At 62.8% G+C, this 5,977-nt stretch carries 5 protein-coding genes; all 5 read right to left on the bottom strand.

The features are described from left to right. Positions 1 to 223: 223 nt before the first annotated feature. The gene (gene katG, locus Q427_RS01910) at positions 224 to 2,404 is read right to left on the bottom strand and encodes a catalase/peroxidase HPI (protein ID WP_043510497.1); all 2,181 of its coding nucleotides are present in this window, start codon (positions 2,402 to 2,404) and stop codon (positions 224 to 226) included. Between the two features lie 367 nt (positions 2,405 to 2,771). Further along, entirely contained in the window at positions 2,772 to 2,900 is a 129-nt protein-coding gene (locus Q427_RS33090; RefSeq protein ID WP_231613312.1) for a putative transporter small subunit, read from the bottom strand. A 61-nt stretch (positions 2,901 to 2,961) separates the two neighbouring features. Beyond that, positions 2,962 to 3,879, bottom strand: coding sequence for a sodium:solute symporter family transporter (locus Q427_RS36650; RefSeq protein WP_442905426.1), 918 nt, complete (start codon positions 3,877 to 3,879; stop codon positions 2,962 to 2,964). Further along, positions 3,792 to 4,658: a sodium:solute symporter family transporter gene (locus tag Q427_RS36645; protein ID WP_442905425.1), complete on the bottom strand. Its 867-nt coding sequence runs from the start codon at positions 4,656 to 4,658 to the stop codon at positions 3,792 to 3,794. The genes Q427_RS36650 and Q427_RS36645 overlap by 88 nt, the downstream gene beginning before the upstream one ends. Before the next feature lie 571 nt (positions 4,659 to 5,229). Next, a partial coding sequence (locus Q427_RS01900; RefSeq protein ID WP_043510495.1) for a TRAP transporter large permease subunit occupies positions 5,230 to 5,977 on the bottom strand: 748 nt, incomplete at its 5' end.

Here is a 5,977-nt window from a genome sequence, read left to right as displayed (position 1 = left end):
CTTCGCCCCCTTCGAGGCGCTGCTCGCCGTGGTCACCCGGCCGTTCGAGGAGCAGCCCGGCCGCGAGGCCTACACCCTGCCGGCATCGCCCCGCGAGCGGGTCTTCCGCACCTTCTGCGGGACCTGAGCGCTGCGAAGAACTCAAWAAAAGGCGCCCGGGATCAACCGGGCGCCTCTGTCCTGTCGACGGTATGGCCAGGGAAAGCGCCTGGCTCACGGCCTGTTACTGCTGGAGCATCTCCAGGTCGAAGCGGTCGGCGTTCATCACCTTGGTCCAGGCCTTGATGAAGTCCTTCATGAACTTCTCCTGGTTGTCGTCCTGGGCGTAAACCTCGGCGTAGGAGCGCAGGATGGAGTGGGAGCCGAACACCAGGTCGATGCGACTAGCGGTCCACTTAACCTGATCGGTCTTGCGGTCGCGAATCTCGTAGAGATTGTTGCCCACCGGCTTCCAGGTGTTGCCCATGTCGGTCAGGTTGACGAAGAAGTCGTTGGTCAACTGACCTTCACGATTGCTGAACACGCCGTGCTTGTTGCCGCCGTGGTTGGTTCCCAGCATCCGCATGCCGCCGATCAGCACGGTCATCTCGGGGGCGGTCAGGCCCATCAGCTGGGCGCGGTCGAGCAGCATCTCCTCCGGCTTGACGATGTAGTCCTTCTTCTGCCAGTTGCGAAAGCCATCGGCCAGCGGTTCCAGGTATTCGAAGGAGGCGGCGTCGGTCATTTCGTCAGTGGTATCGCCACGGCCCTTCAGGAAAGGAACGCGGATGTCGTGGCCAGCCGCCTTGGCGGCTTTTTCGATCCCCACACTGCCGGCGAGTACGATCACATCGGCCACGCTGGCGCCGGTTTCGCTGGAGATCTGCTCGTATACCTTGAGCACCTTGGCCAGCCGCTCGGGTTCATTACCCTCCCAGTCTTTCTGTGGTGCCAGGCGGATGCGGGCACCGTTGGCGCCACCGCGCATGTCGGAACCGCGGAAGGTTCGAGCGCTGTCCCAGGCGGTGGTGACCATCTCACCGATGGACAGGCCGCTTTCGGCAATCCTTTCCTTGACCACTTCTTCACAGTAGTCCGTATTGCCGGCCGGAACCGGGTCCTGCCAGATCAGGTCTTCAGAGGGGGCTTCCGGACCGATGTAACGGCTCTTGGGCCCAAGATCGCGGTGGATCAGCTTGAACCAGGCGCGAGCGAAGCAGTCCTTGAAGTACTCGGGATCCGCCATGAATTTCTTGCAGATTTCCCGGTATTTCGGGTCCATCTTCATGGCCATGTCGGCATCGGTCATGATCGGGTTGTGGCGAATGGAAGGGTCGCTGGCATCGACCGGCTTGTCCTCTTCCTTCATGTTCACCGGTTCCCACTGATTGGCGCCGGCGGGGCTCTTCTTCAGTTCCCACTCGTGACCGAACAGCAGGTCAAAGTAGCCCATGTCGAACTTGGTCGGGTGCGTGGTCCAGGCCCCTTCGATACCTGAAGTCACCGCATTGGCTGCCTTGCCCTTCATGTTGGGGTTCTTCCAGCCGAACCCCTGCTCCTCGACGTCGGCCGCTTCGGGCTCCGGGCCGAGTGCTTCGGCATCGCCGTTGCCATGACATTTGCCGACGGTGTGGCCGCCAGCAGTCAGGGCCGCGGTTTCCTCGTCGTCCATAGCCATGCGGGCGAAGGTTTCACGTACCTGCTCGCCGGTCTTGAGCGGATCCGGCTGGCCGTTGACGCCCTCCGGGTTCACATAGATCAGGCCCATCTGCACCGCGGCCAACGGGTTCTCCATGGTGTCGGGCTTCCCGACATCGCCATAGCGCTCGTCGGAGGGGGCTAGCCACTCCTTCTCGGCGCCCCAGTAGATGTCCTTCTCGGGGTGCCAGATGTCCTCGCGACCGAAGGAGAAGCCGAAGGTCTTGAGGCCCATGGACTCATAGGCCTCGTTGCCGGCCAGAACTATCAGGTCGGCCCAGCTGACTTGGTTGCCGTACTTCTTCTTGAGCGGCCACAGCAGGCGGCGCGACTTGTCCAGGCTGGCGTTGTCCGGCCAGCTGTTGATGGGAGCGAAGCGCTGGTTGCCGGTGCCGCCGCCACCGCGTCCGTCGGCGATGCGGTAGGTGCCCGCAGCATGCCAGGCCATGCGTATCATCAGGCCGCCGTAGTGGCCCCAGTCGGCCGGCCACCACTCCTGGCTGTCGGTCATCAGGGCTTGCATGTCCTTCTTCAGTGCGTCGAAGTCGAGGTTCTTGACGGCTTCACGATAATCGAAGTCCTCGCCCATCGGGTTGGTCTTGCGATCGTGCTGATGAAGGATGTCGAGGTTCAGGGCTTCCGGCCACCAGTCCATGTTCGAACTACCTGCGGCAGTGTTGCCGCCGTGCATTACCGGGCACTTGCCTGTGTTCTGCTCATTACCCATACCGTTCTCCAATCAAGGCTGCGTGGATAGAACGGCCACCTATGAATAGACGATGGCGGTTCGGGGGACATTGAGCCACATCAACCTTCGGTTACCAGGTGACGAAAGCCGCGGCTCCACGTCCGACTACCCTTAACCTACTCCCCATGAATCCATTAGCACAATGCGAAATCGTCGACCACGTCGATAGCCAAACTTTATAGGGCGGTCGGCCGTGGAGGTGCTACGCCAGCCGGCCCACTCGTCAATGGATCATGCCGGGCAATCAGGTGGTGATTTCGTGCCCGGGCTGGGGGTGGCCGGGCCATGCAGAACCGAAACGCAACGGGCCCTGATGTCAGGGCCCGTTGCGGTCATTCAGCGCGATTCATACCAGTTCGCGCTGCTCCTCCTTTGCCTTGCGGCGGTCCCGCATCACGGCGCGGCAGATCACTACCAGCACCACCAGGGTGATGGCGGGCCAGATCAGGACGTAGAAGCCTAGAAGAAATGTCATGTGGGATTCTCCTGGGCGGTGCCGGTCGTCGGCACCGCGTTGTCATGGGGCGAGTGAGCGATCAGCGCTGAGTGGCCAGATTGGCCGCGGCTGCCTGGCCGCCTGACGTGGCGGGCTCTGGGCGGGACGCTTCGTAGTCTCCCACCTGCTCGCCAATGGTGGCGAAGTCGAAGTCCGGCTGCCGGCTCATCAGGCTCATCACCACGCAGACCAGGGTGCTGGCGCCATAGGCGGTCAGCGAAGCCAGCAGTACGGTGTAGTCGCGCAGGAAATCGGTGGCAAACACCAGCATCGCCACCAGCGCCAGGGCGGCGGCGATGAAGCCGGCAATGCGGCCCAGGAAGCCGAACACCATCAGGCCGATGATCACACCGCCGCCGATGCTTGCCAGCACCTCGAAGAACAGGCCGCTGCCGCCGCTCATGGGCAGCAGCTCGAAGCGGGCCAGGCAGAACAGCACCATGGCGACCAGTACCGAGGTAGTGAAGGCCTGGTTGGTGACCCGGTTCCAGAAGCAGCTGGCGATGACCGGGAAGACGATAGCCCCCCAGAGTGCACCGACGAACACCAGCATCACCAGGATATCCAGCGAGAAGCTGGCAAAGACGATACCCACCGCGGTAGCGACGATCATGGTCAGGCGACCCACCAGCAGCATGCGCTTGGGATCGGCCTTGCCGCGGGCCAGGTTCTTGCCATAGACGTCGGCCATCATGATCGCCGACAGCGCCGAGAGATCGGAGTCGGCGGTGGAGGAGAGCGAGCCGATCACCAGGATGAAGAACAGCGCGATGAACAGCGGTGGCAGATAGGTGGAAACCATCTGCGGGATCAGGTTGTTCATGTCGCCGCCCATGGGTTCGACCCCCAAGCTCAGCGCCATCAGGCCGATCATGCCCAGGCCGATGACGATGGCGCCGTAGCCGATGGTGGCGGTGATGAAGGTGGGTTTGATGTGGCTCTCGTTGACCGCAAACAGGCGCTGGGAAATGGTCTGGTTGCCGATGGCATAGGCCAGTACGGCGACGAAGAAGGCGCGCCCTGGTAGAGGATGGCATCCATGGAGAAGAGGTTGGTCTGCTCGGCGGTCAGGTTACCCAGGCCGGCGACCAGCTCGCTGGGGCCGCCCATGGAGAAGAACACCGCAGGAATGATCACGATGGCAATCGCCATCAGTGCCACCAGCTGAGCGAAGTCGGTCATCACCGAGGCGCGGAAGCCCGACCACAGCGTATAGAGCAATACGCCGAAGCCGGCAATGATCACCCCGGCCTGAAAGGAGAGCGGCGAGAGCACCGAGACCAGCGCGCCGGCGGCGGTGAAGTTGACCATCAGGCTGATGACGCTGCCCAGCACGTTGGAGAGCGCCAGGATCAGCTGGCTGGAAGAGCCGTGTCGGGCGTGGATCAGCTCGCCCAGGGTGTGGGCATTGGGGGCGAGCTTGCGGAAGCGCCGTCCGAAGGGGTAGATGAACAGGATCATCAGTGCCCCCCAGAGCCCGTAGTGGATGGGGCCCGAGACGCCATAGGTATAGCCCGAGGTGGCGGCGGCGTAGAAAGAGGCGGCCCAGATCCAGGTGGCGGTCATGCTGGCAGCGCCCATGCCGAAGCCCACGCGGTGATTGGAGACCATGAAGGCGTCGGCGTCTTCGTTCTTCTTGCGGATGCCGAGCGTCATCAGGTAGGTGCCGCCGTAGAAGGCGAATAGCAGCAGCAGGACGGTCGGGATCGAGAATTGGTAGAGCGATTCACTGTTCAAGGGCAGTCCCCGGTAGATGGAACGGACACGCCCGGGCAGGTCGATCAGGCCGACATGCCGGGCGGAGGGAGAAGCTGGGGCATGCCATGGCCGCAAGACGGGCCAGCGCAACCGAGTGTCCGGGCAGGCGCCAGCGGACACGGAGCATGGTGCGGCCCCGGTGAGCTATCGTGAGCTGTCTTGAGCTATCGGGCGGACACGGCAATGCAACGCCGTTTAACAGCGTTATCCCAGGGTGGTGAGGCTCGGCGGCGGGCGGCGCGGCATGCACAGGCCCTCGTCGGCATAGTGAGGCGACATGGATATCTTCTCTATCGAATGGCGTCGGCGGTGGACAGTCGAAATGCCGACGATCCCGTCTGCGCTCGGGCAAGACCAGGGGTGTCCCGTAGCGGGACTGTCAGGGATCTGGAATCAGCGCTCTTGCCTGATCCAGGGGTCGCCTACCCTACGTCTCTCCTATGAAAAAGTCCAATCGGCGTCGAATCGGCGGGGAATAGCGCCGAGCTGCGCCGAAACCCCGCACCTTCTCTGCCATGCGGGATGTGGGGGTTTCGGCGTTGGATCGGGTTCAGTTGATCATTCCCGGCAGCCAGGTGGCGATGGCCGGGAAGGCGATCAGCAACGCCACCAGCAGCATCGAGCAGAGGATATAGGGAATCGCCGCGGCGTAGATCTCGCGCATGGTGGTGCCCTTGGGTGCCACCCCTTTCATCACGAACAGCAGCAGCCCAAGCGGTGGCGTCGAGAAACTGATCTCCAGCGCCAGCAGCACGATGATGCCAAACCAGATCGGGTCGAAACCCAGCACCTGGGCCAGCGGGAAGAAGAACGGCACCGTCAGCATCATGATGGAGATCTGTTCCATGAAGGTGCCGAGTACCAGCAGCACGGCGAACATCGCCAGCAGCATCAGGACAGGCGCCAGGTCGAAGCTGGTAGCCCATTGGATCAGGCCGCTGGAGGCACCGGAGAAGGCCAGCAGCTGGCTGAAGGTGGCGGAGCCGAACACGATCAGGTAGGCCATCAGCGTGACCTTCAGCGCCCCGGTGACCGAGAGCTTGAACGCCTCCCAGGTCATGCAGCGGAAGATGAAGGCCAGCACCATGGCGCCCAGGGCCCCGAACGCAGCCGCCTCTGAAGGGGTGGCGAAGCCCATCAGCATCAGTGCCACGATCAGCACCATGACGCTGATCATCGGCAGGATGTCGGTGAGGATCAGCATCAGCTTCTGCTTGAGGGGCACCGGCTCCAGCTCGTAGTTCGGCGCCGAGGGGTCGATGCGGGTATGGACCCAGATGGTGGCGATATAGAGGCAG

The organism is Halomonas sp. BC04 (assembly GCF_000568385.1).
The sequence above is the reverse complement of the archived record's forward strand: the minus strand, read 5'-3'. Positions and strand labels throughout refer to the sequence as shown.

Excerpts from the sequence above, each read along its gene's own strand:
- Q427_RS33090 (WP_231613312.1), bottom strand. The coding sequence starts at position 2,900 with ATGACATTTCTTCTAGGCTTCTACGTCCTGATCTGGCCCGCCATCACC.
- katG (WP_043510497.1), bottom strand. The coding sequence starts at position 2,404 with ATGGGTAATGAGCAGAACACAGGCAAGTGCCCGGTAATGCACGGCGGC.